Annotated in this window: 26 protein-coding genes and 1 tRNA gene; 10 read left to right on the top strand and 17 right to left on the bottom strand. The window is 57.7% G+C overall.

Annotated features, from left to right (window positions below):
* Window positions 1–29 precede the first annotated feature (29 nt).
* The 4 genes from DUPY_RS04440 to DUPY_RS04425 form a co-directional block, all read right to left on the bottom strand.
* Window positions 30–1376, bottom strand: coding sequence for a type II toxin-antitoxin system HipA family toxin (locus tag DUPY_RS04440; protein ID WP_070246626.1), 1347 nt, complete (start codon window positions 1374–1376; stop codon window positions 30–32).
* 2 nt (window positions 1377–1378) lie between these two features.
* Window positions 1379–1642 carry a helix-turn-helix domain-containing protein gene (locus DUPY_RS04435; RefSeq protein WP_070246625.1) on the bottom strand — a complete coding sequence of 88 codons (264 nt, stop codon included), beginning with the start codon at window positions 1640–1642 and terminating at the stop codon, window positions 1379–1381.
* Window positions 1643–1858: 216 nt separating this feature from the next.
* Window positions 1859–2119 (bottom strand): hypothetical protein, encoded by a 261-nt coding sequence (locus DUPY_RS04430; RefSeq protein ID WP_070246624.1) that lies wholly within the window; start codon window positions 2117–2119, stop codon window positions 1859–1861.
* A 239-nt stretch (window positions 2120–2358) separates the two neighbouring features.
* Window positions 2359–2715: a hypothetical protein gene (locus tag DUPY_RS04425; protein ID WP_070246623.1), complete on the bottom strand. Its 357-nt coding sequence runs from the start codon at window positions 2713–2715 to the stop codon at window positions 2359–2361.
* Window positions 2716–3143: 428 nt separating this feature from the next.
* On the opposite strand from DUPY_RS04425, the gene DUPY_RS29030 reads away from it, so the two are divergent.
* The 3 genes from DUPY_RS29030 (at window position 3144) to DUPY_RS27110 (ending at window position 5918) form a co-directional block, all read left to right on the top strand.
* Window positions 3144–3845, top strand: a complete 702-nt coding sequence (locus DUPY_RS29030; protein ID WP_071651578.1) for a toll/interleukin-1 receptor domain-containing protein — start codon at window positions 3144–3146, stop codon at window positions 3843–3845.
* Between the two features lie 478 nt (window positions 3846–4323).
* Window positions 4324–5061 (top strand): phospholipase D-like domain-containing protein, encoded by a 738-nt coding sequence (locus DUPY_RS27735; RefSeq protein ID WP_141749416.1) that lies wholly within the window; start codon window positions 4324–4326, stop codon window positions 5059–5061.
* Between the two features lie 311 nt (window positions 5062–5372).
* Window positions 5373–5918 carry a hypothetical protein gene (locus DUPY_RS27110; RefSeq protein WP_071651577.1) on the top strand — a complete coding sequence of 182 codons (546 nt, stop codon included), beginning with the start codon at window positions 5373–5375 and terminating at the stop codon, window positions 5916–5918.
* 386 nt (window positions 5919–6304) lie between these two features.
* Here DUPY_RS27110 and DUPY_RS04415 read toward each other — a convergent pair whose 3' ends face one another.
* Together DUPY_RS04415 and DUPY_RS04410 are read right to left on the bottom strand one after the other, a co-directional pair.
* Window positions 6305–8230, bottom strand: a complete 1926-nt coding sequence (locus tag DUPY_RS04415; RefSeq protein WP_070246621.1) for a UvrD-helicase domain-containing protein — start codon at window positions 8228–8230, stop codon at window positions 6305–6307.
* Window positions 8227–10578 (bottom strand): AAA family ATPase, encoded by a 2352-nt coding sequence (locus DUPY_RS04410; RefSeq protein WP_070246620.1) that lies wholly within the window; start codon window positions 10576–10578, stop codon window positions 8227–8229. The genes DUPY_RS04415 and DUPY_RS04410 overlap by 4 nt, the downstream gene beginning before the upstream one ends.
* A gap of 921 nt (window positions 10579–11499) precedes the next feature.
* Here DUPY_RS04410 and DUPY_RS04405 point away from each other — a divergent pair.
* A complete protein-coding gene (locus DUPY_RS04405) occupies window positions 11500–12033 on the top strand; it encodes a sigma-70 RNA polymerase sigma factor region 4 domain-containing protein (RefSeq protein WP_070246619.1) in 534 nt (177 codons plus the stop codon).
* Between the two features lie 837 nt (window positions 12034–12870).
* On the opposite strand, the gene DUPY_RS04400 is transcribed toward DUPY_RS04405, so the two are convergent.
* From DUPY_RS04400 to petA, 6 genes are all read right to left on the bottom strand, one after another.
* Window positions 12871–12946: transfer RNA gene (locus tag DUPY_RS04400), tRNA-Thr, on the bottom strand.
* A gap of 26 nt (window positions 12947–12972) precedes the next feature.
* The gene (locus DUPY_RS04395; RefSeq protein ID WP_070246618.1) at window positions 12973–13479 is read right to left on the bottom strand and encodes a ClpXP protease specificity-enhancing factor; all 507 of its coding nucleotides are present in this window, start codon (window positions 13477–13479) and stop codon (window positions 12973–12975) included.
* A 111-nt stretch (window positions 13480–13590) separates the two neighbouring features.
* On the bottom strand, window positions 13591–14202 hold the full coding sequence (locus DUPY_RS04390; protein WP_017877976.1) for a glutathione S-transferase N-terminal domain-containing protein: 612 nt from the start codon (window positions 14200–14202) through the stop codon (window positions 13591–13593).
* Between the two features lie 119 nt (window positions 14203–14321).
* Entirely contained in the window at window positions 14322–15086 is a 765-nt protein-coding gene (locus DUPY_RS04385) for a cytochrome c1 (RefSeq protein ID WP_070246617.1), read from the bottom strand.
* 31 nt (window positions 15087–15117) lie between these two features.
* Window positions 15118–16527: a cytochrome b gene (locus DUPY_RS04380; RefSeq protein WP_070246616.1), complete on the bottom strand. Its 1410-nt coding sequence runs from the start codon at window positions 16525–16527 to the stop codon at window positions 15118–15120.
* Window position 16528: 1 nt separating this feature from the next.
* The gene (gene petA / locus DUPY_RS04375) at window positions 16529–17137 is read right to left on the bottom strand and encodes a ubiquinol-cytochrome c reductase iron-sulfur subunit (protein WP_070246615.1); all 609 of its coding nucleotides are present in this window, start codon (window positions 17135–17137) and stop codon (window positions 16529–16531) included.
* A 375-nt stretch (window positions 17138–17512) separates the two neighbouring features.
* On the opposite strand from petA, the gene mscL reads away from it, so the two are divergent.
* From mscL to DUPY_RS04360, 3 genes are read left to right on the top strand one after another with little or no spacing between them, the layout of a single operon-like run.
* Window positions 17513–17959, top strand: a complete 447-nt coding sequence (mscL, locus tag DUPY_RS04370) for a large conductance mechanosensitive channel protein MscL (protein WP_070246614.1) — start codon at window positions 17513–17515, stop codon at window positions 17957–17959.
* A 29-nt stretch (window positions 17960–17988) separates the two neighbouring features.
* Complete coding sequence (locus tag DUPY_RS04365) at window positions 17989–19140, top strand: Do family serine endopeptidase (RefSeq protein WP_070246613.1); 1152 nt, start codon at window positions 17989–17991, stop codon at window positions 19138–19140.
* Window positions 19141–19155: 15 nt separating this feature from the next.
* On the top strand, window positions 19156–19845 hold the full coding sequence (locus DUPY_RS04360) for a DUF2461 domain-containing protein (protein WP_070246612.1): 690 nt from the start codon (window positions 19156–19158) through the stop codon (window positions 19843–19845).
* Between the two features lie 140 nt (window positions 19846–19985).
* On the opposite strand, the gene DUPY_RS04355 is transcribed toward DUPY_RS04360, so the two are convergent.
* From DUPY_RS04355 to DUPY_RS04335, 5 genes are all read right to left on the bottom strand, one after another.
* Complete coding sequence (locus tag DUPY_RS04355; protein ID WP_070246611.1) at window positions 19986–21026, bottom strand: NAD(P)H-dependent glycerol-3-phosphate dehydrogenase; 1041 nt, start codon at window positions 21024–21026, stop codon at window positions 19986–19988.
* Window positions 21023–21466, bottom strand: a complete 444-nt coding sequence (locus tag DUPY_RS04350; protein ID WP_070246610.1) for an SH3 domain-containing protein — start codon at window positions 21464–21466, stop codon at window positions 21023–21025. The genes DUPY_RS04355 and DUPY_RS04350 overlap by 4 nt, the downstream gene beginning before the upstream one ends.
* 73 nt (window positions 21467–21539) lie before the next feature.
* Window positions 21540–22016: a protein-export chaperone SecB gene (gene secB, locus DUPY_RS04345; protein WP_070246609.1), complete on the bottom strand. Its 477-nt coding sequence runs from the start codon at window positions 22014–22016 to the stop codon at window positions 21540–21542.
* A 178-nt stretch (window positions 22017–22194) separates the two neighbouring features.
* The gene (gene grxC, locus DUPY_RS04340) at window positions 22195–22455 is read right to left on the bottom strand and encodes a glutaredoxin 3 (RefSeq protein WP_070246638.1); all 261 of its coding nucleotides are present in this window, start codon (window positions 22453–22455) and stop codon (window positions 22195–22197) included.
* Window positions 22456–22470: 15 nt separating this feature from the next.
* Window positions 22471–22926, bottom strand: a complete 456-nt coding sequence (locus DUPY_RS04335; protein WP_070246608.1) for a rhodanese-like domain-containing protein — start codon at window positions 22924–22926, stop codon at window positions 22471–22473.
* Window positions 22927–23035: 109 nt separating this feature from the next.
* Between DUPY_RS04335 and gpmA the strand changes: the two genes are divergently transcribed.
* The 3 genes from gpmA (at window position 23036) to DUPY_RS04320 (ending at window position 26970) form a co-directional block, all read left to right on the top strand.
* A complete protein-coding gene (gpmA, locus tag DUPY_RS04330) occupies window positions 23036–23782 on the top strand; it encodes a 2,3-diphosphoglycerate-dependent phosphoglycerate mutase (RefSeq protein ID WP_070246607.1) in 747 nt (248 codons plus the stop codon).
* 73 nt (window positions 23783–23855) lie between these two features.
* On the top strand, window positions 23856–25343 hold the full coding sequence (locus DUPY_RS04325; protein ID WP_070246637.1) for a murein hydrolase activator EnvC family protein: 1488 nt from the start codon (window positions 23856–23858) through the stop codon (window positions 25341–25343).
* Between the two features lie 22 nt (window positions 25344–25365).
* Window positions 25366–26970: a S41 family peptidase gene (locus DUPY_RS04320; protein WP_070246606.1), complete on the top strand. Its 1605-nt coding sequence runs from the start codon at window positions 25366–25368 to the stop codon at window positions 26968–26970.
* The last annotated feature ends 8 nt before the right edge of the window (window positions 26971–26978 follow it).

The following is a 26978-nucleotide window of genomic DNA, read 5'->3' as shown; positions in this document are numbered from 1 at the left end:
TTGCAGCCGTGCCCTACGCGAGGCACTAGTCAGGTTGGTGGCATCCGTTCAAGGGCGGCTGCAGTATCAAGCAGGCCGCCCAGAATTTTGTAGGCTACCTTTTCCGAAAAACCCACAGGCAGTTCGCTGCGGACCTTTTCCACGATGGCGGGTGTGCGGGCAATGAAATCGAGCAGGAGCGGTTCGGCGTCCGTACCGTAGCCGACCGCTTTTGCAGTGCTATTGAAGTGTCGCCGCTGTATGCCATGCGCGAGATAGTGCCGGTTTGTTCCGAGTAGCGCCATCGCCATCTTGAGCTTGCGTTCGGCCCACTGGTTGGGTCCTGGGCCGATCACAGGATAGCCGGACATCACATCATAGATGGGCGTCAGCTTGAACCGGCCTGCGCCTGCGAGTAGCTGGATGCTGAAGTTCTTGGCGTGGCCATCTGGGGCGCGCAGCATCCAGAACAGAAGTTGCGAGGCCATCAGCGTGTGCATGTCGGCAGCGCTATGCTGCGATTGCTGCAGCAGGGTAAACATCTGTTTTAACCCCGGCCCACCGTCATTTTCGTATTTCAGCAGCGGTGATGTTCCCGTTGCCTGGCAAAAATCCTCCTGAACCAGCCGGAACAGCTGCTTGCCATCGTTTGATCGCACGCGGTCAAAACGCTCGACAACGAGCACCCTTTGCGCGCCGAACGTCGCAATCTCGGCATTCGCCGTGGGTAGCCCGTACTCCTTGAACAGCCGCAGACATAGCCACTCGTTATCGACCGACGTGCTGAAGTCGGCTTTTTTCCCGCCTACCATGCCGATCGGGAGCTTGAAGATGTGCGTTGTTGGCGTCGCGCCGCGCGGCTTCATCCACTTCCCATTCCACCACAAGAAGGCGTCCTTCTCTTGTGCGCCAGCGAGCGAAATGCGGAAATCATCGTCGGCATCATCAGTGGCGCCGTGTCGCTCCGAGCTGACCACTTCGAGCAAGTGCCGCTCGATGTCTTCCTCGTCAAGGACGATGCCGTCAACCTGCGCCAGTCCTTCCGGTTTGCCGCCTTCGGGCAGCAACTGCAAGGCGCCGACGCAGTCCCGGCCGACAGCCGCGAGCAGATCGAAAGGCTCGAGAGAGCCCGTCTTGAACCGGGTCGCAACGCGTTTGCGAATGATGTCACTGTCCGGCAGCAAGCCCTCAAAGTAGTTTGCCACACTGGCACCCTTGAGCGGTTCATTGCGCAGATTGAACGGCAGCGACAGCGAGATCGGGCGCCCGAGCCTTGAGCTTTGCCAGGACGCATCGTACTGGAGTTCGGAGTCGCCGTTGGCCTTGACCGTCCAGCGTCCGACGTAATCGCCATTTGCCCAAAGATGGAGCGTCTGGCTGTGTGAGCGGCGGCCCATGACTACCACTCGGCCGTATTGCTTGCGGTGGACGTATCGCGCTCGCCCAACTGCAGTTCCAGCTCGAGTGCGGAGCACCAACTGAGTAATTGCTTGACGCTGATTTCGTCAGGATGGCTCTCCAGGTAGGAGATGCGATTCTGGCTCAAGCCGACACGCGTGCCTACAGTCGCCTGGGTGATCTTGTGCCGTTTGCGGGTGGATGCAAGCAACTGGCCGAGCTGCGACGCCGTGAGGAGACGGTGGGGGAGAGGCGAGAGGGACATATGCAGTATCCGTTATTCAGATATATCAATATTATCTGAAATGCAGATAAAGTCAAGATATCTGAATAACGGATGTAGTGAATATCCGGGAAGCAAGTAGATAGGAGCGAGTTGACGAACAGTGGGCTAGAAGATGCTACTGACTCCCTCGCGTTTCACCGCGGTATGCGAGGCACAAAGCCGACTGCCACGCGACGGTCGGCCTTGGCTGCTCAATCAGTCGTAGAAAGTGTATTCAGTCTCGTCCGGTTGGAGTTTCAGCAGAAGCTCGGTGTACTTTGCCTGAAGAATGGAGGCGCTGAGCGACACCAAAAAGAAGAGCGCAGCAATCACGATAATGCCCACCCAAGAGTCGTTGAAGAACATTCCGACCAACGTGATGATTGCGAGGAAGCCGCAGACCCGACACACAATTGTAAGGAGGATCTTCGCTATTGGATGGAAGTAGAGCAACAAATAGAAGGCGCCACTTCTCATTGGTCATCGTCCTTCCTGTCTCTTGGCTTCGATCGCCTGATCCGAGAAGTGATGGCCGTGGCCACGCGGCGAATCAGGCGTTTCACTGCAACGAGTGGTTCGAAAAAAAGGCGGGTGTCTTCGATCGCTATTTTTTTTATATGTTCAATAAGTTTATTCATTTTTTTCTTCATGATGTTCAGGGTGAAATCACTATGTCCCGACCACGCCAATCACATGTGTTGATCGGCAAGTGGATGTCAGGAGAGATGCGAGCACGCAGTTCCTTCGGACAAAGGTGTCTTGCAGGCTGAGGAAATCGCGAGTCGAATGCCTGCTACGACTCCCTCGGACTGGATTGCCTTTGCCACCTCCTGCACGTAGGCTTGATATGCCAAGTTGAACAGAGTGAGTGTTTGGTGGCGCGAGTGGAAGCAAAACATGATCTTCTCGAGCGAAGCTCTGGGTCTGAAATGCTGGTGAATGAAACGATTGATGTTCCACCACAGGACCCTGCCGTCGCCTTTGCCATTGAGGTAGGCCTTCACGGATCGGCGATCTTCTTTCGCCCAGTCGGTAGTAAAAATAGTTAGGTTCGTGACTTTGTCTGTACTCATCAAATAACTCCCTTAGTGGGGTTGGTTGAGCGGCATATGTGACCGCGACAAGAGTTATCGTAAGTCCAATTTGTCCCTGCGCAAGTCGAGTTTTTAAGGCAAAGTGAGTATTTTCCTTAGGTCGGACACCTATTCTCACCCGACATCGGACATTCGATGGCATTGGAATCCAGATACCATTTCTCTCAGTCATACAGTACCAAATGTGGTGAGGCCGGATCGGGATGTGGATGTTCTTACTGCATCGCAAGAAATAGGAAATTCCTCGAATTTTCTAAACTCTCCATGTTAAAAATTTGATACTATCGACTGTTATCGGAAATTACCGATAATTGCGCTTTTATAAATGTTAATAGTTTTTTATGTTAGGTTGGATCGGCTATTAATAATTCAATTAAATAGACAGTTAAAAACGAAGGGATCACGAAATGGCTAGATGCACCGCTCCAGTAAGAGGACATAGCTCAGCCTCTGCAGCTGCTGAATGTCCTGCATGCCGTCACAGTTCTAGGTACGCTTACAGTAGAAGCAGCTCGTCCTACGCTCCATCAGGAAGCACCGCTGGCTACAGCACTAGCGGTGGTAGCAGTAGTGTCAGGTCCAGTAGCGGTTCAAGGCCGAAGTGGTCGAACGCAGGCTCATCTATCGTCTACACTCCTGCCCAAGTACAGTCGCTCACACCAATCCGTGAAACAGTTGAGACGCGGGCGGAAACGCAACCTGATCTTCGTGATGTTTTCCTTTGCCATGCGTGGGATGACCGACAGGGGCCAGCAAAAGAATTGCACGATTTGCTTGTGGCGGCAGGTGTCAAAGTTTGGTTCAGTGAAAAGGATCTTGGACTCGGAGTGCCAATGATGCGCGCTATCGACAAGGGTTTAGCTAAGTCGCGAATCGGGCTTGTACTGGTAACTCCTGCATTGCTCGCTCGCCTTCCAAAAGAAGGCGTTGCCGACAAAGAGCTTTCAGCTCTCTTAGCAGGTAACCAACTTGTTCCCATCGTGCATAACACAACCTATGTAGCTCTTCGCGATATCAGCCCTTTGCTCGCCTCGCGCAGTGGCCTAGATACTGCAGAAGATTCAATGGCTGTAGTCGCGCGGAAAATTGCAGAGTTGGTTACTCTATAGATGCTTGACGAAAAAAGCAGCTACTGGCTGCTTCTGCACGGAATTTGTCAATGACGGCTATTAGCAGGAGCAGTCGTTCGTGATGGTTTCAATTATGAGATTTATGCAATACGATGTAGTTAAGATTGTGGAATTCAATGTTCCCCAAGCCGTATTTTCTGATGAATCTAATCTTCGGTATGCTGCAGCCGATGATATCGCACCATCATTGAAGTTTACTCATCACCTCTGGATTACGACTTGGAACGCAGTGATGCGAACCGTATTAAACAAGGGATAGTTGCGTTTCGACCTGAAGATGTAGTGCTAAACTTGCGCTACTAATTCAGCCGAGATCGGCCATTAGCGATCGTTGCAATTTACTGGAATATTTATTGGTGTAACTATGCGGCCGCACCGCGTCAACGTCGTCACCTTCGCGACGTAATGGAGTAATGGGGAGCGGTGCATGGTAAGTAATTTCGAACAGGGAGACAGCATGAAGGTAATTGTAAGTAATCCGTTTCTTTGTAACGGAGCCGTCAAAGAGAACTTAGCAGCGCTTAGGGAATTGTGTAGGCCGTACTCTGAGGAAGACGATCCCAACTTCGATCCGTTCAGCAACACTCCAATGGTCACCGCACTCAATTACAGGCCGCCAGAGTCTCTAGTGCTGCAGTCAGGAAAATTTGATATTGAAGAAGCATTGTGCGTCGATTTTGTGCGAAATTGGATCAAAAACGGCGGCCGACTTGTATTAATTTTGGGAATGTGGAAAACCGGATCACAAGGATTTACAAAAAAAGATGCAGGTACTATTTTGAAAAACCTGAATCAGAGTCTCGATGGTACTATTCTGTTCGGCCAAGATCCTATTCAGTTCTACTGCGTCCCAAAAATGCACGCAAAGTTAACAGCTCGATGTAAATATGATTCCGTATCAAAGAAACATTTGGCAACGAAAGCCATTATCGGCAGCACGAATCTGACGACAGGGGCGCTCGGAGGAAAGAATTATGAGCTTGATCTCTCATTTGATAGAAATTGTTCTGAGGATGTTGCGCCATTGGATTCTATTTCAGAGACTATCAATGATCAATTGAAAGACTTTGCTAACGGTTTGGGGGTTGATCAGAGTATCACTCGTCAAGTTCAGAGGGTTTTCGAAGTCTGGCGATTTAATCAACAAGTGCGTATCGCAGGGTATACGAATTCCAATTTACCGCCAGACGCCTAATCCAGTCGAGTCTGTGCTTTCTCCTTAGACTGTCAGAGGCATTTCATCTGCTGTGCCTGTGCCACACTTCTGGCTGGGCCCTTGACGTATCTGTCTTGCAGTCGTGAGCGAAGCCTTGTCCTTGTCGAGACTGGCTGCGTGATCGACAGCGTCGGGGCGACAGCGGCGTGTCGGGGCAGACCTTGATGTTTTCGCGACGGCAACATGCTATGCTGGCGCGACCGGCCGAGAACGGCCAGGCGCGGATGGTCAAAGCTGAATTTTTCCGGAACAGATTTTGAGGAGATTTTTGTGGATATTGAGCAAAACTAGTGGATCACTTCGAGAACATTGCAAAGACGCTTTTGGAGCGGGAAGGATATTGGGTCATCCAGTCCTTTAAGATCAATCTCAGTCCTGTACAGAAGGCGCAGATTCATCCCTCCAAATCTTCGATTCCACGCCCTGAAATTGATTTGCTTGCATTGCATGTACCTACGTCGACGATCATCGCGTTCGAAGTAAAGTCGTTCTTTGATTCTGTCGGTGTCAAGCTTGTTGATTTAGCAGTCGACCATCAAGTCCCGGAAGGCCGGTACAAACTTTTTACCTGTACCCCTTATCGTGAGATCGTCCTTCATCAACTGCGCACTGACCTGCTCGCTTTGGGACTGATGGGGCCTGCGTTTCAAATTCGCCTTGGTCTTATCGCTGGGAACGGCCGAAAAGCAGACATCGAGGCGATGCGGAACCATTTCGCTGAACGCAACTGGGAGTTTTGGGGTCCGGGGGATGTCAAGGAGCGTGTCCAGCGGTTTGCAAATGAAGGATATTGCAACGACCCAGCAGTTATAACTGCGAAAATTCTGCAGCGTTAAAACTGAGTGGACTAGTGAATCGTGTGTTCGGTTTGTGGCGAAAGCGGTCATTGTCTTGACCAACTTTTTCGCGTGGCAGAAAACTAAGTCCGTCATGTGAATGCTCGACCAACTTTACTTGGCACCTCTATAAGCTAAGAAAATTAAAGGTTTAGCCTCTCAGACCAACTTTATTTAGCTGCTCAACATTGATCGCGGCAAATAGAGTTGGTCGGGCTGGAATGACGTTGGTCGCTCACGTGAGGGCATACATGTAGCGCGGTCGAGGTTCGTAAGACGGATGTCCTCAGCACTCCTCTGTTTTGGCTACGATCTGATTGAGGTACGTCCGAAGCTGCTTGCGCAGAGCGGCGTCAGGTCATATAGGTCGATAGCATTCAGTTCGATCAAGTGATCAACTCAACTTCGCTTTCACCAAACCAGCCGTATTGGAGGATGGCGTCACGAGCCAACCCTGGCTCAGGCGAGTAGTAGACGATGGCCAAACTCTTCTCCGCTCGGCTGCAGGTAACGTAGAACAAGCGGCGGGTCCGGTCTGAACCAGTCTCACGGCCAACAGCTTCATTCTCTAGGTCCGCCTTTGTTTTCGCCTTGGTGCCAAAGAACTTGTCGTAGGCAAAAAGGAAGCCTCGCGCCTCGTCGTCGTTGATTACGACCAGAACTCGCGGGAATTCAAGCCCTTTGACGCCCTGATGCGTCCCGAACTGCGACTGCCCCCGCACGTACAGGTCATAGTGTTCGATCTGGTTAAGCGGAGCCTCAAGCGACTTGCCCCATGCGCTCAGCTCAGAGCTGGTATCTTCGGTTTCTTCGCCCTCGATCCCCTCGACCTGACCTCCCTGCTTTGCCTCGTCCTCGGCTGCTGCGGCTTTGGTGTGGGCGTCACCGCGAACGAAGGGAGCCAGGGTGTCCGGGATGGCAAACAGACCCGTCTGCGCAACAAGTTCGAGCACCGTCTGAGCCGTAACCTCGGGCCGTTCCGTGATCAGCGCCAGAAGCCCGTCGCATGCTGCCTTGGCCTTGCTAAGTTGCGCGACCTGATTCGATCCAGCTGCCTGAAGCGTTTCGTGACTTAAAAGTGGCGATGATGCCTTAATGATCGCCGTAGCCGCAAACCGGTCGTTAGCGCGAAGCGCCTTGACCAGCGGCAGCACACCCCGGATGAAGAATCCAAGGCCTGCGCCTGCGCCTTGCAGGAGGCTGGTCCTGAGCCTGTCGATCCCCCAAAGCGGTTCGAAGAATTCTACGAAACCGAATCGCCGGGCAGACATCAGATGCTCAAGGGCCAAAGTCTTCACCGTGTCCGAGCTATACCAAGCTGGATCACCAGCGATCGTCTCCATCCGCTGGCGCACCGCTGCTTCTATGGCGAAGGGATCGGCACCCGCTTGAGGCGCAATGAAGACGCGAACCACGCCCACATCAGCGTCGCTGCGGGGGACTTGTTTCTCGCCGTCGACATCATGGCGGATGCTGTTGATGACCTCGATAACCCGGGACGGACATCGATGGTTCATCCGCTTGCGTGGCATGGCCCATCTGGCAGGAATCGCTTTGTCTAGCCGGTCTTTCCCGTCCGAGTAGATGCGCTGCATCATGTCACCAAAAAGACCCAAGCTGAACCGGTCATGGAATTCTTCTTCCAAATTCAAGAAGGCGTCCATGAGGGCTTTGTTCGTGTCCTGGCTCTCATCAATGAGCAAGACCGGACACCTACTTACCAACATACGCCTTAACCCAGGTTTGTTGGTCAAGAAGCTGGCCGTCATGGCTATGACCTCTGAGTGGTTCAGAGAGTCGTGCGTGCGGTTGTCGCTTGTCGGGCTGTAGATGAACTTGATGATGGATTCCAAATATGCCAGACGGCGACGCTTGACCTCCATGGACCGGAGCCTTTCAATGCCCGCCTTTGTATTGGGGCGGCCCTTCCTGTGCTGTTCCTCGAGCTCGGCAATCTCTTCTTCAAGATTCTTCGCGACCCACTGACGGATCTCGACGTTGAAGCCCTCGATCAGCGACCATGAGAATGCGTGGATCGTCATGACCTCGACCCGGGGATCGAACTCGAGACGCTGCTTGATTTCGTCGCACGCAGCGTTGGTGTAGGTGATGATGCCAATTTTTTTGCCCGTCAAAGTGAGCTGCCTGCCGTGCTCACCATCGATCGCCTGTCTTACTGCGCTGACTAATGACCGAGTCTTTCCTGATCCAGCGCCAGCGTAAAGGAAGAAGCTTCTGGGCTTGCTCAGGTCAAGACATTCAATAATCGTTGCGTCAGCCTCGGCATCGAATTGATCGTCGGCGTCTGTCATGGTGCGCCCCCCGGCGCTGAGCCTGCGGCAGTCGTTATTGAAACGGCCGTACCCGGTGCTGTAGTCAGGATTTCCACTTGCTTCTTCTTCATCTGTTCCAGAAGCCACACCAAGCCTTCTGCGATGTACTGCGGCACCTTCAGATTATTGAAGTCATCCGCCATCAAGACATCGAGGGCGAACTCCGCTTTCTTGCCGTCCTTGAGCGCGGTGTACATGCTGGCACCTACCGCAGTTGCACCGCCCCCGGTGGCGATGGCAGTCCGGAACTTGGCATTTAATCCCGGTCCCGGAAACGTTGCGAAGAACTCCACGTTCTCGAAAACGAGCGCGTCTTCAAACGTGTAGGGGTAGGCTGTTTCCTTGACAGTGGCGCCCGGCATCGTGACCTCAACGGGTATCTGGTACGCCGCGCGGACGGCGAACAGCGTGTCACCAGCATCCGCGATCGTTTTGGCTGCAGGCGGCGCACCAATGAGGGTGTCGATATCGTCCAAGGCTGGTACCCAGGTTTTTAGGGTGGAGTTGTTGGTTTTTTGGCCAGTGCCCAAAGCGGGCTGGACTGATGAGCCGCCAGTCGCTGTCAGACTGTCCAGGTCGGTAACGATCAGCGTCAACAGACCCAGATGATCAATCAAGGGGCGCAAACGATGTGCGTGGCTACCGCCAATCTCCAGCAAGGTGACGTAGCTTTGGTGCAGCACCTTGTAGTGAGCACGAATGAAGTTTGGGATGAGCATGCGCTCGGCCGGACCTTCGACAAGGATCGCTGCGTCGGCGAAGAACAAGTCGGCGTGCTGCGCACGCAAGTACCGGGTGACGAAGCGCTCGGTCTCCGTGCCCTCCCCAAATACCTGTGACAGGTTGATGACCGTCGACACTGGCACGTTAGCCACCATGCCGGCCGGCAGCCTTCGGAAATACCGCAAGCTAGCGAAGGGAGTTTCGTGCGCGACATGGCTCGAGTGCGTGCTGACGATCAATTGCGTGCGCAGTGCATCGTTTTCCCCCAGCTCTGGCCGCCTGCGAAGTACCTCGTACGCCTTCTTAATGAATACTTGCTGCACCTGTGCATGCAAGTGGGCTTCGGGTTCCTCCACGAGGACCAGGTGCAGCGGTTCAATGCTCGCAACCTCGGCCCCCTTGGATGCTTTGCCGACGCGCATCCATGCATCCCGGAAGCTCATCAGTCGGAAGATCATGGAGATGAGATTCTGGTAGCCTAACCCGTTGCTGCCCTCTGGCAGCAGCAGGCGGGGCGTGACCGCGCCTGCATCCGAAACCACGTCGACCTCGAAATTGACTGCCGCGCTGTGGTTCAACCCATCGATCGCACGCAAGCGTGTCGATACGCGCGGCCGCGGGTCGCTAACGCCTGGATAACCCAGGCCCGCCACCTCTGTGAAGCATTCTTTGAAGCTCTCCGTCAGCTTCAGATCGAACGCACCCTCAGCCGCTTCCATGGCTTGAAGGGCCTCTAGATCCATCGGATCCGGCCCTTGGGCCGGATCCAAGTGTTTGGCATAGTAGCTTCTGAGCTGTTCCGACAGCCGCGCTCCGCCAGCCGAAGTTTGCAATTCGCCTTCTTCGACCCCACTCGGAATTTCGCCAAAGCCGCGCTGCGCGGGGATGTCATGCACCTTGATCAGGCCACGGAGAGGATCTCCGTCGATCGGCAATGCCGATGCAGGAAGTACCTGCGGCAGGGCCCTAAGCTTTTCAGGGGTGGCAAGTAGCGCCGGGTCCAGCGGATAGGCTCGGATCGTGAACATCGAGCTCAGCCGCTTGCTGAGGAAGTCGACCAAGGTTTCAGGCCAAACCGTCAGCTTGGGAACGGCTGCGATGCCGGCGGTCTTGGCGGTCGCGGCCGCCGCAGCTGCTGCGCGCATGACGTTGGCATCGACGACCGCCGTGATGAATTCCTTAAAAAGTGTATTCAGATCTTTAGGCTCGTATCTTAGTCGCACTCCCAGCCTTCCACCGGTCCACTCCATGAGCGGTACAAGATCTCGAACTCGGTGGACTTCGTCTTCCTTTACCTGCAGCCATAGATCCACGGTGGGAAGCGCATGCACCCAAGGGGCAAGGGTAAGGTCCGCCACGCCACCTGCCTGGTTCGTCTGAAGCCATGATTCGCCAATATTGACGAGCGCCCGCAAGTGGCACAACGTGAAGTCATGGATCTCGAAGGGACAGCGGCGCGGCGTCAGGAACCGCCTTAGTGCCAACATGGCCGATGTCTTACCGCTGTTGTTCGGACCCACGAACAGCGTCGTTTTGAGCGACAAATCCACGCGTGCTGACAGGAGCTTCCTGAAATTCGCGATCTCGACAAATTCGACGTGCATGTAGCCCTCTCATTTATTCTGTACTTTTTGCAACACTAACCTGAGCACTGGGCTGCCAATAGAAGTGCCGCTGTATTAGGTCGCTCGGACAATTTAGTCTGTCCCACGCGCGGCGTCGCTTTGCGTAGTCATAATCCCGGCTAGGTACGCGCTGTCGTTTTTGGGGCGACGATATCTGCGCTATCGTTAGGCCCTGAATGAAGTGACAAGGGCAAAATCAACCAAAAGTTGGTGTCAATGTCTTAGCATATCAGTTGCTGCCATGAAAAAATGCGCAAATTTTCACAGCAAGGTCGGCTGTGGAAATCAATCCACTTTTTGACAAGGGAGCAAGCCAGAACGCCTGTTGGTCTGCTCACTTCAGGACTTTGGCCGCTACTCTGCCGCGATTTCAACAAGGCTCATGAGGTCGCGCTGCTCATTGGTGCCAATTTCTTTCATGGGATTACCTATTAAATTTGCCACGAATTAATATATGTTGACAGGATAAAATTTTTGATGATATTATTCTGTGTCGCTACGCGGCATTGCCTCTCTGCGGCTTAGGCTGCATTCCCAACAGTCTCCTGGCACTTTGAATGGTTCCGACTCTCTATGAGTTGCGTTTCCGTGTACAGGCTCTCCACACCGCTTCACCAGCGTATTCAAATCTTTGTTTGGGGTATCCGCGTCTTTTTTTGCCGTGCGTGCCCATCTTGCTCTGCGTTGACAATTTTTTCCGTCTGACGCTTTACAGCCGTATCTTTCCTAAACTTCGTGCCTCTGTCTGGAGTAATGCCGTGTACTGCTCCACGGCTTGTTTCGCTTGTGCATGTGCAAAGGTTTGCCCGAGTACGACCGGGTTGAAGGGGGAGGCCTCTTCTAGTCGCACAGAGCTTCCGTCAAATCTTAGTTAAGCCTGTATTACTAGGGAAGGAAAGCATGTTTTTTACCCCAAACCAAATAGCCCATCTTGCCGTTGCGTTTGCGCAAGAACACTTGGACCAGATCAAAGCCAAGTCGGCAAAATATGGATTGCCTTGGGAAGATGGCCGCCAAGAAGTCAGTCTCATCATCGTGGACAAAGGTAAGGAGTTCGACCCAACGAGGGGTACGTTATGCCAGTTTATTTTCGGGCATTGGGAAAAGCGAATGCGGCGACAATTTGGCGCTCACACGTTCGCAATCTCGCTCGACAGTGACGACATCATTGGCGAACATACACGCGCGTTGATTGAGAATATCACTGTATCAACCGACGACGATAGCGAAGAAGGAACGTTCCTGTCGGATGAGACTACCGTAGCCAAGTTGCTATCGGTCGCACGCTTTATAAGTGGCAAGTCTATCTCTGATCTTGCGCAGATTTTGGGTGTTACACCACGCCGAGTACGTCAGATGCTGCAGCAGTTACGCGAAAAGAAAACGATCCCGGAACGGCTTCAATTTTGCGTAGAGCTGGCTTGCTGCAGTTGATCAACAGAGCCGGTTCTCCTCATCACAAAGTTCCTCGCCGGTTCAGGCCAGTTTTGTGGCGGCCTGAAACATGAGCCAGGCCAAATGGCTGGGATGATGTCCGCCGTCCCCATCTGTGAATATGAAAAACTGGTGTTGCGCCACAATAACTTGTCGTTTTTACCGGTAGAGCAACGCGGGAAACCGCATAACGGTTGTGCCCGGCGCCTGAAGCTTGGTGGGGGACAAGCGCCGAAAGGCGCTTGCGTATTGACTGCGCGTCACGGGCGACGTCGATACGGAACAGTATTCTTGGGCTGGGGCCGTGCCCCGGCGTTGTCGGATATGTGCCGGACGATGTGGCGATGACCATTGAGGTTGGCCTGTTGTTCGGCGCTCAAATTTCGAGGCGATGGATGGATCAGCAACAACCGCAAGCAATACAACACCTGATGGCAGGTGCTCAATCTTGGCTGGGCTTCATGCCGCTTGACCTGGAACGGCGGACACATGTCGATACCGCATGTGCTGCTTACCACTTGGGGAGAAAACCGCAGACATTGCGGGTATGGGCGTCCGCCGAAAATGGACCTCTGCGACCGGTTCGGGTGAACGGCCGGCTGGCCTGGCCGGTAGAGGCTATCCGGCGCATTCTTGGTGCTTGAGAGAAGGGCGTCGCACCTGTGCATGCGATGTATTCGATAAGAGCCCTTTTTGGCTCTTTGATCGCCCGTGCATGGTGCGACAGGCCGCTGGCCCTTCCGGCTTGATTGATCAAGCCGGGTTACACAGGGGTTACATGGCATCCAGAAAGCAAAAAGCCCAATCCTGAGGATTGGGCTAAGTGCTTGATTTTATTGGTGCCGACTGCCGGTTTCGAACTGGCCACCTGATGATTACAAATCAACTGCTCTACCAAATGAGCTAAGTCGGCGAAACTTGTACGGGGCAGATTATACGCTATTTAATCCGCGTCAGGGTCGGGCGGCCGCCCTTGCGTGGCGGTTCGTTGTCGTCGTCGGGCGACGTTTCGGTGTCCGGTTTGGCGGTCGACACCGGCGCTGGCGCCGGGGCGATCGACGGCACGGACGCGAGTACCGGTGCGGCCGGCTCGTCCACCACTGGCGACGACTGGCCTGCGCCAGCTTCGCCGCCCAGTTGTGGCTCGAACGCCATGCCCTGGCCGTTTTCGTTGGCGTAGATCGCCATCACGTTGTTGACCGGCACGTAGATTTCGCGCGAGACGCCGCCGAAGCGGGCGTGGAAGCGGATGGCGTCGTTGTCCATTTTCAGGCCGGACGTGGCGCCGAAGCTGATGTTGAGGACGATTTCGCCTTTTTTCACGTATTCCATCGGGACCGTGGTCGAAGCATCGACCTTGACGGCCAGGTAGGGCGTATAGCCGCTATCGGTGCACCATTCGTAGATGGCGCGCAGCATGTATGGCTTGGTAGAGATTTCGGACATGGTCTTCCAGACTACGGTAACACTCGGCGCGCTGCCGCTGTAAAACGTACGGCGGCGCGCCGATGATCAACTATTGCAGCATTTAACACGGGGCGCGGCTGCGCCCTGTGATTAACGACGCATCACTTTTTCGGACGGGGTCAGCGCTTCGATGTAGGCCGGGCGCGAGAAGATACGCTCGGCGTATTTCATCAGCGGCGCGGCGGTCTTCGACAGCTCGATACCGTAGTGGTCCAGGCGCCACAGCAGCGGCGCGACGGCCACGTCCAGCATCGAGAATTCGTCGCCGAGCATGTACTTGTTCTTCAGGAACAGTGGCGCGAGCGTGGTCAGGCGGTCGCGGATTTCGGCGCGGGCCTTGTCGTGGCTCTTGTCGTTGCCCTTGGCGCGTTCGCTCTCGAGCACGTGCACGTGGACGAACAGCTCTTTCTCGAAGTTGAACAGCATCAGGCGGGCGCGCGCGCGCATCAGCGGATCGGCCGGCATCAGTTGCGGGTGCGGGAAGCGCTCGTCGATGTACTCGTTGATGATGTTCGATTCGTACAGGATCAATTCGCGCTCGACCAGGATCGGCACCTGACCATACGGGTTCATGGTCGAAATGTCTTCCGGCTTGTTGAACAGGTCGACGTCGCGTACTTCGAAGTCCATGCCTTTTTCAAACAGCACCAGGCGGCAACGTTGCGAGAATGGGCAGGTAGTGCCCGAGTAGAGAACCATCATTTGTTATAGTTCCTTAGAAACAAAGGGGGCGAGCCGTCGAACGGATCACCCCAGAACCGATTGCCCGCTCAGGCGGGCATCGCAAAAACAAGCGCCGAAGTCTGCTCCGGCGCTCTCGATTATTTCACTTCTTTCCAGTACGACGCGTTCAAACGCCAGGCCAGCAAGACAAACAGGGACAGGAACAAGACCACCACCACGCCCAGTTTCTTGCGGGTTTGCGCCGCCGGCTCCGCCATCCATTGCATGTAGCCAACCAGGTCGGCCACCGCGTTATCGAATTCTAACTTACTCATGGTGCCCGGCGCGACTTGTTCGAAACCGTCGAACTGGTGGATCGTCTTGCCGTGCTCGTGCGGATCAGGCACGTCCTTCATCTTGATCTTCTGGATGCCTTGCAATTCCCACAACACATGCGGCATCGCGGCGTTTTCCAGCACCCGGTTGTTCCAGCCGTTCGGGCGGGTATCGTCCTTGTAAAACGTGCGCAGATACGTGTACAGGTAATCCGAACCGCTGCCCGAACCCGACGCCTTGGCCCGCGCGATCACCGACAAATCCGGCGGCACCGCGCCAAACCACGCCTTGGCGTCCTTCGGATTCATGGAGGTGGTCATCAGGGCGCCCACTTTATCTGCCGTAAACAACAGGTTATCGCGGATCTGCGCATCCGTCAGTCCCAGGTCCTTGAGGCGGTTGTACCGCATCGAGGACGCATTGTGACAGTTCAAACAGTAATTGACGAATAATTTTGCACCATGTTGCAGTGCTGCCATGTTATTCGAACGGTCAGGGGCCTTATCGTAAGGGAAACCGGCTTCATTCGCCAGTACCAGCGCCGGCACCAGGGCCAGCGCAGCCAGCAGTTTCTTCGCAAAATTCATGTCTTGTCCTTTATGTACGGGTTTCAGCGGCTCAGTGCGGATGGAAAACCACGCGGTCGGGCACTTTCTTGAACGTGCCCATCGTGCTCCACCACGGCATGAACAGGAAAAAGCTGAAGTACAACAGGGTGCACACTTGCGAAATGATGGTGCGGCCCTCGGTCGGCGGCAGCGTACCGAGCACGCCCAGGGTCAGGAACGACAGGAAGAACACAGCGTACACATACTTGTGCCAGGTCGGGCGGTAGCGGATCGACTTCACCGGCGAATGGTCGAGCCACGGCATGAAAGCCAGGATCACCACCGAGCCGCCGAAGAACACCACACCCCAGAACTTGGCGTCCAGCACCTGCGGCAGCATGCCGATAATCGCCAGCAGGGCGATCACGGCAATGACGATCTTGGTGATGAACGACAGGCGCGACTTGAGCCAGATGAACACGGTGTAAGCGGCCACAAAGCACATCAGCACCCACATGAAGTCGGCCGTGGTGGCGCGCAGCACCGAGTAGAACGGCGTGAAGTACCAGGTTGGAGCGATGTGCAGCGGGGTTTTGAGCGAGTCCCCGGGCAGGAAGTTGTTGTACTCGAGGAAGTAACCGCCCATTTCCGGCGCGAAGAACACCACGCAACTGAAGATCAGCAGGAATATCGACACGCCGAACAGGTCGTGCACCGTGTAGTACGGGTGCGACGGGATGGAGTCGAGAGGATGGCCGTCCGGTCCGAGGTTTTCCTTCACTTCGATGCCGTCCGGGTTGCTCGAACCGATTTCGTGCAGCGCGATCAGGTGGGCCGCCACCAGTCCCAGCAGCACCAGCGGAATGGCGATCACGTGGAAGGCGAAGAAGCGGTTCAGGGTGGCGTCCGATACTACGTAGTCGCCACGGATCCACAACGACAGGTCGGGGCCGATCACGGGAATGGCGCCGAACAGGTTGACGATCACCTGCGCGCCCCAGTACGACATCTGGCCCCATGGCAGCAGGTAGCCGAAGAACGCTTCGGCCATCAGGCACAGGAAGATGGCAAAGCCGAACAGCCAGATCAGCTCGCGCGGCTTGCGGTACGAACCGTACAGCAGCGCCCGTGTCATGTGCAGGTAGATGATGATGAAGAAGGCCGAGGCGCCGGTGGAGTGCATATACCGCACCAGCCAGCCCGACGGCACTTCGCGCATGATGTACTCGACCGAAGCGAACGCCAACGTGGCGTCCGGCTTGTAGTGCATGGTCAGGAAGATGCCGGTGACAATTTGCAGCACCAGCACCAACATCGCCAGCGAGCCGAAGATGTACCAGAAATTGAAGTTTTTCGGGGCGTAGTACTTGCCCCATTGATCGTTCCACAGCTTGGTCAGCGGGAAGCGGTCATCGACCCAGCCCAGCGCCTTTTTTGCGGCCGGTGCATTGGCCGGCAGTTTGGTCTCCTTGAACGCCATGTTATGCCTCGCCTTTCTCGTCTTTGCCGATCACGAGCTTGGTGTCGGTGAGGTACATATAGCGTGGCACCTGGAGGTTGTCCGGCGCCGGTTTGTTCTTGAAGACGCGGCCGGCCATGTCGAAGGTGGAGCCGTGGCACGGGCACAGGAAGCCGCCTTCCCAGTCGTCGGGCAGCGATGGCTGCGGACCGGGCTGGAACTTGGAGGACGGTGAACAGCCGAGGTGGGTGCAAATGCCGACCGCGACCAGGATTTCGGGCTTGCGCGAGCGCCATTCGTTGCGGGCGTATTCGGGCGTGAATTCGTCGGGATTGCGTTTCGATTCGGCATCGGCCACCTTGCCGTCGGTTTTCTTGAGCGAGGCCACCATTTCGGGCGTGCGCTTGAGCACCCAGACCGGCTTGCCGCGCCACTCGACGGTGACCATTTCGCCCGGATTGAGGGCGGCGATGTCGACCTCGACCGGCGCACCGGCCGCCTTGGCCCGTTCAGACGGCTGGAAGGTGGAGACCAGCGCCCCCGCCGTGCACAGTCCTACCACGCCACCCGCCGCGCCCGTCGCGACGAGCAAGCTGCGACGACCTGAATCGATGTGTTTTTCGTTACCCATTCTTACCCCAATCTGTCAAAGTGCCAACAAAAATCTGCCTGCCGTAAAGCGCGTATGCTCCGGAGAACCGACCAAGTCCCGAGCACTTGTGTGCTTCTTGCAACCTCAAAAATTATAAGGGAAGGGGAGTTCCACAAGGCGGGAAAAACTTTCTCGAAAGTAACACGAGCAGCTTCCGCCGATTTGCGCCAGTTTTCCGCGTACGGTGCGCTATTGAATCGTCCCCTGTTTTTTATTTTATTGATATAGGTCAAACTTAAACCAATTCCTTGTCAATGTGTGCAAACGGCAAGGGTGTTTGGAATCCAATTGAAAAAATAGTATGATCCTTGGGCAGTTTTGTAAACAAAAGACCACACGTCGAGGGATAAAAATATGGCAATGATGCAAGAATTCAAAGAATTCGCGATGAAGGGCAACGTCGTCGATCTGGCAGTCGGTGTGATCATCGGCGGCGCCTTCGGCAAGATCGTCGATTCCTTGGTGAAGGACATCATCATGCCCCCGATCGGTATCCTGTTCGGCGGCCTGGACTTCGCCAGCTACTACATTCCGCTCAATGGCCAAGCCCACAGTCTGCCCCTGGAAGAAGCCAAGAAACTCGGCGCAGTGTTCGCCTACGGTAACTTCATCACCATCCTGCTGAACTTCATCATCCTGGCCTTTATCATCTTCCAGATGGTACGCCTGATGAACCGCGCACGCCAACGTTTGGAAAAGCCGGCCACACCTGCCGCACCGGCCCCGACGCCGGAAGATATCGTACTGCTGCGCGAGATCCGCGATTCGCTCAAGCACAGCAACGATCCACTCAAGAATTAAGAGGACGCCCGCTTCCGGCGGGTTGAATTATGCGACGACTCTGGTTGTTGTTTGCGCAAACGGTCACCGTCGCGCTGGCACTGTATTTTGTCTACACCGCGGTTGTCACCGACCGTGGGGTACCCGTGCGCCTGCAGCAAATGGGCAGCGCCGAGCGTCCCGCGCCGATGCTCGAGGCCGGTCCATCGAAGCCGCCGGCGCTGGCGGGCGGCTCGTACCGCAACGCCGCCGCGCGCGCCATGCCGGCCGTGGTCAACATCGTCACCAGCAAGCGGCCCAAGCGCAGCAAGCATCCGTTAATGAAAGATCCGTTCTTCAAGCGCTTCTTCGGCGATGAAGGCGACGAGGAGGATTCGAGCCTCGGCTCGGGCGTGATCGTCTCGGCCGAAGGTTATATCCTGACCAACAACCACGTGGTGGAAGCGGCCGACGAGATCGAAGTGATGCTGGCCGATGGCCGCAAGGCTGCCGCCAAGGTCGTCGGTACCGATCCCGAGACCGACCTGGCGGTGATCAAGATCAAGCTGGAAAAGTTGCCGGTGATCGTGCTGGGCCAGGCCGAGCAGGCCCAGGTAGGGGACGTGGTGCTGGCGATCGGCAATCCGTTCGGCGTCGGTCAGACGGTGACCATGGGCATCATCTCCGCGCTGGGCCGCAACAACCTGCACATCAACCATTTCGAAAATTTCATCCAGACCGATGCCGCGATCAACTTCGGCAACTCGGGTGGCGCACTGGTCGATACCCACGGCAATTTGCTGGGGATTAATTCGGCGATTTATTCGCAGTCGGGCGGCTCGGTGGGGATCGGTTTTGCCATTCCGATGAGCACGGCCAAGACCGTGATGGAAGCGATCATCAAGTCCGGTCACGTGGTGCGCGGCTGGATCGGCGTGGAGACGCAGGACATCACGCCGGAACTGGCGCGCAGCTTCAGCCTGCCGCGCCAGAACGGCGCCATGATCGCCGGCGTGGTGCGCAACGGCCCGGCCTACAAGGGCGGCGTGCGGCCCGGCGACATCCTGCTGTCGGTGGACGACAAGCCGGTCAGCGACACCACCGGCATGCTCAATCAGATCGCTCAACTGGTTCCAGGGGAAAAAGCTAAAATGAAGGTCCTGCGCAAGAGCCGCGAGACCACGCTCGACGTTACCGTCGGCAAGCGCCCGCCCCCCAAATAAGGTTCAGTAACACTCATGCATTTACGCGATCTGACGCAATTTTTGCGCGAACTGGCGGAGAACAACAACCGTCCCTGGTTCGTGATGAACAAGCCGCGCTACGACATCCTGCGCGAAGAATTCCTGCAAGTGGTCACCGGCATGATTGCCGAGCTGGGCAAGTTCGATCCGGCGGTCAAGTTCAGCAATCCGAAGAAGGCGATGTTTCGCATCAACCGCGACGTCCGCTTCGCGCACGATAAAAGCCCGTATAAAACGCGCTTTTCGGCGGCCGTGGCTCCCAACGACATGCGCCGTCCCAGCAAGGCCGGCGGCCCCACCTACTACATGCAGATCGACGGTTCGGGCCGGCTGCTGTTCGGCGCCGGCGAATACATGCCGCCGGCCGGACGCCTGAAAGCGCTGCGCCAGCACATGGTCGATGATGCGGCCGGGTTCAAGAAGGTGCTGAAGAATAAAAAGCTGAAACTGACGTTTGGCGATATCCGCGACGAAGGCAAGCTGATGCGTCCGCCCAAGGGTTTCGATCCGGCGCATGAGCACATCGAATACATCAAGCTCAAGAGCTTCTTCGTGTGGACCGAGATCGACTTGCCGCTCAACCAGCCGGAGCTGCTGGTGCCGATGATTGCCAGTGGCTTGAAGGATGCGTTGCCGCTGGTGGAGTGGATGCGGGGTGCGAAGGAGGAGATTGTAGAGGAGTGACCGGTGACGCTAAACTTTGCTCCGTCATCCCCGCGTAGGCGGGGACCCAATTGTGCCGCGTCGCGGTAACGCATGGAACCTGGATTCCCGCCGGCGCGGGAATGACGGATCTGTTGCTAACGCTGAGTGCTGCACCTTTCTTAGCGCAGCACCTTCTCGTCGCGCGGATCGCGCGCCAGCAGGCGCAGTACCATCGCCTGCGGCTGGTCGCCGTCGAACAGCACGCCTGCCACCGCGTTGGTGATCGGCATCTCGACGCCGATGCGCGTCGCCAGCTCGCGCACGGCTTTTGCGCACGGCACGCCCTCGGCCACGTGGCCCAGCTCCTGCACGATGGTGTCCAATGCTTTGTTTTGCGCCAGCGCCAGACCGACGCGGCGGTTGCGCGACAGGTCGCCGGTGCAGGTCAGAATCAGGTCGCCCATGCCGGTCAGGCCCATGAAGGTCTCGGCCTGGCCGCCCAGGGCGGTGCCGAGGCGGGTGATTTCGGCCAGGCCGCGCGTGATCAGTGCGGCGCGGGCATTCAAGCCCAGGCCCAGGCCGTCGGCCACGCCGGTAGCGATGGCCAGCACATTCTTGACCGCGCCGCCCACTTCCACGCCCACCAGGTCTTCGCTCGAGTACACGCGCACGTTGCCGCCGTGAACAGCGGCCACCACGCTCTCGCGCAGCTTGCAGTCAGTGGAAGCGATGGTCAGCGCGCACGGCAGGCCGCGCGCCACTTCCTGCGCGAACGATGGGCCGGACAGGGCGCCGCCGGCAACACCGTCGCCAAGCTCTTCGCGCACGATCTGGTGCGGCAGCAAGCCGGTATCGTATTCGAACCCCTTGCACAGCCATACCACGTGGGCGACGTTGTGGGGTTTCAGTTGTTTGAGCAGGGGCCGCAGGCCGGCCACCGGGCAGGCGGCGATCAGCAGGCCATCAAGGCCGGCTGCATGGGCCAGGGCTGCTTCAAAACTGCCGGCCACGTGCAGCCGCTCGGGAAACGGGTGGCCGGGCAGGTAATCGGTATTTTCGCGGGCCTCGCCCATGGCGCGCAGGGCGGCGGCGTTGCGGCCCCACAGCAGCACGTCGTGGCGCTGGGCCAATGCCATGGCCACGGCCGTGCCCCAGGCGCCAGCGCCCAGCACGGTCACCTTGCGGGTACCGGCCACTGCGGTGTGTGGAGCGGGGATCATACGCCCCAGATGTCGGCGTTCTTGACGTAGCCGGTCACGCCGTCTTTATGGCGGACCTTGAGCCAGCCGCCGGCGGCGGTATCGAGTACTTCGAGCAGCACGCCCTTGTCGGCGGTAAAGGCCGCAGTGGCGGCGTCGTCCGGGGTGCTGCGGATTTTCAAGTTGGCGGCGCGCACGATGACGTTGCGCTTGCCGGTGAGATTGCGCGCTTCAGTCCAGGCCATGTCGCCGTTGATATCGCGGACCTTGATCCATTCGCCATAGGTGAGCACTACTTCGAGCGGGGCGCCGCGCGGCACCACGAACAGTTTGCCACCCTTGGTGGAAGGCGCGTCGTACAGCACCGCTGGTGCGGCGCCCACCGTTTTGAAATCGTATGCCTGGCTGGCGGCAGCGGCCAGCGTCATGGCCAGGGCGGCGATCAAACGGGGAATTGTCATTGCTTACCTTGTCTGGTGAAACTGCCGCCGGGGAAAAGATCCACCGGCGGCGGATGCTACTACTGGCTAATGCTTAGTGCGTGGTGGTGCTGTCGGCTGGTGCGGCAGCGGCGGCTTCGGCCACGGCTTGCAGGCGCTGCTGGTAGAACACTTCGAAGTTGATCTCGGCCAGGTGCACTGGCGGGAAGCCGGCACGGGTGATCACGTCGGCGATGTTGGCGCGCAGGTAAGGGTACACGATGTTCGGGCAGCCGATGCCCAGCAGCGGATCCAGCTGGTCGGCTGGAATGTTGCGGGCTTCGAAGATACCGGCTTGCTTGCCTTCGACCAGGAAAGCGACCTTGTCGTTGACCTTGGCGGTGACGGTGATGGTCACGGTCGATTCGAAGATGCCGTCAGCCAGTGGCTCGGCGCCGACGTCCAGGGCGACTTCGATGCTTGGCGCTTCCTGTTCCAGGAAGATAGCTGGCGAGTTCGGTTGTTCCAGCGACATGTCTTTCAGGTAGACGCGTTGGATTTGGAATACTGGTTGCAGATTTTCTTCAGACATGGAGCGCTTTCGTTATGGTGAACAAGAACGGCCGTGGCCGTTCAGTATAAGTTGTGCTTGGTATGGGCAATGCTACAGCTCAAATCAACGCGAAGGCAATTGTATCAAAACCATCATGGCAACCAAGACTTTCTGGGCCGACGTTGTATTTGGTCTTGCAATTGACCGGAAAGTTCCATCAACCGTTGAGCATCGGCATCAATTTGCCGGCCTGGTCCAGCGCATACAGGTCGTCGAAGCCGCCCACATGGGTGTCGCCGATGTAAATCTGCGGCACGGTGCGGCGACCGGTTTTTTCCATCATCAGCATGCGTTGCTGCGGATCGAGGTCCACGCGGACTTTTTTCAGGTCGGTCACGCCCTTCGCTTCGAGCAGGCGCTCGGCGCGGATGCAATAGGGGCATACGGCGGTGGTGTACATCGTCACTTCGGCAGTCATCATGCTTCCTTCCAGTTATTTGGCTTGTTTCACCGGCGATTTCGCCAGCGATGGCTTGGCCGCCGACGGTTTTGCCAGCGGCAGGTTGGCTTTTTTCCACGCGGCAATGCCGCCGTCGAGCGTCACCACGTCGGTGAAACCGGCCTTGGTGAGCTTGTTCGCAGCGGTGGACGCGCGCATGCCGCCAGTCTGGCATACAACGACCATGGTACGGCTTTTGAACTTGTCCAGTTCGCCGATGCGCTGGTCGAATTCGGCAAACGGGATGTTCTTCGCGTCCGGCAGGTGGCCAAGCGCGAAGTCTTTCGCCTCGCGTACATCTACAATGGTGGCCTTGCTGCGATTAATCAAGAGCGTGACGTCGGCCGGGGTGGCGCGCCTGCCGCGCTGGGTCAGCATCGGGAACAGCAGGGCGCCACCGGAAACGAGCACCACGGCGATCAGGAAAATATTGTCAATGAAGAATTTCACAGGGTTCCAATGGTTTAAATGAATCCGCGCATTATAAAATAGAAGCAGCGATCGAACTTACCCACTTACTCATTCACTTCTTTACTCACCTTTCTTTGAAGATATTCACATGTACAAAATCGTATTCATGCGCCATGGCGAATCCACCTGGAACCTGTCGAACCGCTTCACCGGCTGGACCGATGTCGATCTGACCGAAAAAGGCTGCAACGAAGCCAAGGCTGCGGGCAAGGTGCTCAAGGAATCGGGTTTCACCTTCGACCTGGCCTACACCTCGGTGCTCAAGCGCGCGGTGCGCACGCTGTGGCTGGCGCTGGACGAAATGGACATGATGTACCTGCCGATCAAGAACGACTGGCGCCTGAACGAGCGTCACTACGGCGCCCTGCAAGGCCTGGACAAGGGCGAAACCGCCGCCAAGTACGGCGACGAGCAGGTGCTGGTATGGCGCCGCAGCTACGATACCCCGCCACCGGCACTGGAAGCATCCGACGACCGCGTGTCGTTCAACGATCCGCGCTACGCCGGCCTGTCGAAAGAACAGATTCCGCTGACCGAATGCCTGAAAGACACCGTGGCGCGCGTGGTGCCGGTGTGGGACGAGGAAATCGCCCCGGCCATCCGCGCCGGCAAGAAAATCATCATCTCGGCCCACGGCAACAGCCTGCGCGCCCTGATCAAGATGCTCGACGGCATCAGCGACAACGACATCGTGGGCCTCAACATCCCCAACGGCCAGCCGCTGGTGTATGAACTCGATGCCGACCTGAAACCGATCCGTCACTACTACCTCGGCGACGCCGACGCCATCGCGGCAGCGCAAGCTGCGGTCGCCAACCAGGGCAAGGCCAAGTAATTTGTCTTCTTTTTCTCTTAACTGGCGCGGCATGTCCGCCGCGCTGCTGGTGACTGCCTCGTTGGCAACTTCGATGGCGGTCCCGGTTGCGCACGCCGCGCCGGGCAAGCCGACCGAACGCAGCAAGCAAAAGGCGCTGGCCGAGGCCGAACGAGCCGGCTTGCAGCAAAAACTCACCGCCCTCAAGAAAGATATCGGCAAGACCGAGAGCGCCAAGGAAGATGCGGCCGACACCCTGGCCGAATCCGAGGCGGCGATTTCGGACGCCAACCGCGCCTTGCGCGACCTGCAACAGGAACAACAAGACACCAACAGCAAGCTGACCGCGCTCGGTACCGAGCGCGAGCGCCTGAGTGCGACCGTCAAGGACCAGCAGCAGCAACTGGCGCAAATGCTGCGCCAGCACTACGTGGCCGGCAACGAGGACCGCATCAAGCTGCTGCTCTCGGGCGATAACCCGAACCGCATCAACCGCGACCTGCAAATGCTGTCGTACGTCTCGCAAGCCCAGGCCAAGTTGCTGGAAGGCCTGCGCGCCAGTCTCAAGGCGGTAGAAGACAACCAGGCCGCCACCCAGAACGCCAAGGACGAACTGGGCGAGATCGCCCAGGAACAGTTGCAGCAAAAGAACAAGCTGGAGCAGGAAAAGGCGCGCCGCGCGGCGCTGCTATCGCAGCTGTCGAACAAGCTGGTGGCGCAGCGCAAGGAAGTGGGCAATGTCGAGCGCGACGAGCAGCGCCTTGGCGGCCTGGTCACGCGCCTGAACAAGCTGATCGAGGAACAAGCCGCTGCAGCTGCCGCCGAAAAGCGCCGCCAGGAACAACTGGCCGCCGCCCGCGCCGCCGCCAAGGCCAAGGCCGAAGCGGAACAACGCGCGCTGGCCAAGGCCCGGGCGGCCGAAGCCGAGCGCCAGCGCCTGGCGCGCGCCGCCGCAGCCAGGGAGGCCGCCGCCAGGGCTGCCGCCATGGCCAATGCCGGCAAATCGGGCACCATCAAACCGCAAACACCAGCGCCGGTCACGTCGCCGGCGCCACCGGTCAAGCTCGACCCGATCGACGCCGACGAACCGAAAGTCGCTGCCACGCCGGCCCCGCCGGAAGTCAAGGAACCGAAAGAGCCGCCTGCCAAGGCCGCCGATATTGCGCTCGCTCCCGCCGCGCCGGCCGGCGCCTTTGCCAGCCTCAAGGGACAGATGCGGGCGCCGGTCAACGGTCGCGTGGCGGCCAAGTACGGCAGCAAGCGCGGCGACGGCCCGGCCTGGAAGGGCGTGTTCATCAAGGCTGCCGAAGGCGCCGAGATCCACGCCGTGGCCGGTGGCCGGGTGGTGTTTGCCGAGTGGTTGCGCGGCTTCGGCAACCTGATCATTGTCGATCATGGCGGCCAGTACATGAGTATTTACGGTAACAACCAGTCGCTGCTCAAGCGTCCCGGCGACGTGGTCAAGGCCGGCGACGCCATTGCCAGCGTGGGCAACAGCGGTGGCAACGAGGAATCGGGGCTATACTTTGAGCTTCGCCTGCGCGGCGCGGCCTTCGATCCGTCGGGCTGGGTGAAGTTCTAGTTCTACACACATGCGGAAACCAATGGCAAACAAGTTCAAGAGTATCAGTCTGATCGGTATCGGCATGGTGGCAGGCGTTGCCGCTTCCATGCAATTTTCCGCCATTGCACAAAAAGTCACCGGCGCGCCGTTGCCGCTGGCCGAATTGCGCCAGTTGTCCGATGTGTTCGGGCTGATCAAGACCGACTACGTGGAAGCGGTCGATGACAAGAAGCTCGTCACCGACGCCATCGCCGGCATGGTCTCCTCGCTCGATCCGCACTCGGTGTACCTCGACAAGCGGGCATTCCGCGACATGCGCGACACCGTGGCTGGCAAGTTCGTCGGCATCGGCGTGGAAGTGAGCGCCGAGGACGGTTATATCAAGGTGGTGTCGCCGATCGAAGATACGCCCGCCTTCAAGGCCGGCATCAAGGCCGGCGACCTGATCACCCGCATCGACGGCACGCCCATCAAGGGCATGAACCTCGACGAGAGTGTGAAAAAGATGCGCGGCGAGCCCGGCTCCAAGGTCACGCTGACCTTGAGCCGCAAGGACGAGGACAAGCCGCTGACGATGACCATCGTGCGCCAGGAAATCCGCGTGCAGAGCGTCAAGGGCAAGATCATCGAGCCCGGTTACGCCTGGCTGCGCATCTCGCAGTTCCAGGAACCGACGCTCGACGACATGGTCAAGAAGATCAACGAGCTGTACGCCAAGGAGCCGAACCTCAAGGGCCTGGTGCTGGACTTGCGCAACGATCCGGGCGGCGTGGTGCCGGGCGCCATCGGCGTCTCGGCCGCGTTCCTGCCGCGCGATGCGGCGGTGGTGTCCACCAACGGCCAGCTGGCCAGCGCCAAGGAAACCTTTTATGCGCGCCCCGAGTTCTATGCCCAGGGCGGCAAGGGCGACCCGCTGGCCAGGCTGCCGGCCGGCGTCAAGGATGTGCCGATTGTGGTGCTGGTCAATGCCGGCTCGGCATCGGCGTCCGAAATCGTCGCCGGCGCCCTGCAGGATTACAAGCGCGCCACCATCATGGGCACCCAGACCTTCGGCAAGGGCTCGGTGCAAACCCTGCGCCAGCTTACCGCCGACACCGCCGTCAAGATCACCACCGCGCGCTACTACACGCCGAAGAACCGGGCAATCCAGGCGCGTGGCATCGTGCCCGACCTGATGGTCGATGAAACCGCCGACGGCGACGGCTTGAACAGCCTGCGCATGCGCGAATCGGACCTGCAAAAACACCTGGGCAACGACAAGGACCCGGCCGCCGAAGCTGCCGAGCAAAAAGCCCTGAACGCCCGCCGCGACAGCCTGGAAGAAGAACAGCGCCTGATCGCGCTGGCCAAAAAAATCAAGCCGGTGGAATTTGGCACCAAGGAAGACTTCCAGTTGACCCAGGCATTGAACCATTTCAAGGGTTTGCCGGTCCAACTGTCCAAGGTGGAGCCGAAGGAGGCGCCTGGCGCGGCCAGCGGCGCGTCCAAGTCGGATCTCAAGCCTGACGGCGAGCCCGGCGGCAAGGCCGGCGACAAGCCAGCCAAGCCTGCCACCAAGCCAACCGACAAACCCCTGCAGCTGCCCAAGCCCAAGCCGGAAGCTGCCGCCCCGCAACCAACGCAACCCCAGCCGGCCGCGCAATAATCGGCTGG

It is taken from the genome of Duganella phyllosphaerae (genome assembly GCF_001758785.1).
GTDB lineage: Bacteria > Pseudomonadota > Gammaproteobacteria > Burkholderiales > Burkholderiaceae_D > Rugamonas > Rugamonas phyllosphaerae.
The sequence above is the reverse complement of the archived record's forward strand: the minus strand, read 5'-3'. Positions and strand labels throughout refer to the sequence as shown.